The sequence below is a fragment of the Bartonella sp. AP58NXGY genome (assembly GCF_042195785.1).
GTDB lineage: Bacteria > Pseudomonadota > Alphaproteobacteria > Rhizobiales > Rhizobiaceae > Bartonella.
This window is the reverse complement of the sequence record NZ_JBHIOY010000418.1, coordinates 1-563: the sequence shown is the minus strand read 5'-3', so window position 1 is coordinate 563 and position 563 is coordinate 1. Positions and strand designations below refer to the sequence as shown.

Here is a 563-nt window from a genome sequence, read left to right as displayed (position 1 = left end):
AATTCTTATCTGTAGAAAAAATAGATCATTTTACTTCCTTAAATTTTTCTTTTACAGAGAAGGAAATGGTCGCTAGAGATAGCACAAGTTTTTGTGAGAAAAAGTTTTATAGGGAAGGTTATTAAAATCTAAAAGAATTGGGAAGAGCTATGGCGATGGCTTTTTTCATAACAGTAGGAAGCGCTTCGTTGGCAAGATGTTGAATATTACACCACCAACCATTTTCACGATTTATTTCATGAGGATCGTCAGTATAGTAAACATCGAGCTTTAGAGAAAAGTGAGTAAAAACATGGGTAATTTGTCCTTTGAATTGCCAATTGGCAGTAAAGGGTGCATTTTGAAGTCCATGTTCGTTGTTTATACCAATATTATTAGGAATTTGGGTCATTCCGCCAAGGAGTTTTTGTGTCTGTCTTTTTTCTAAATAAATTTGTCTCTTTTTATTAAGGACCACAAAAGCAACAGCTGTTTTTAAAGGGCGTTCTTTTTTAGGAGCTTTGACTGGAAAAGCTTCTGTTTGTTGCATCTTTTCCGCTTTGCATAAACTTTGAAGAGGGCAG

General features: G+C 34.8%; 1 protein-coding gene. It reads right to left on the bottom strand.

The window, feature by feature from the left end; genetic code table 11:
• Positions 1–121: 121 nt before the first annotated feature.
• Positions 122–563: NUDIX domain-containing protein (locus ACFINC_RS11785; protein WP_375617313.1), on the bottom strand; the 442-nt coding region annotated here is incomplete at its 5' end.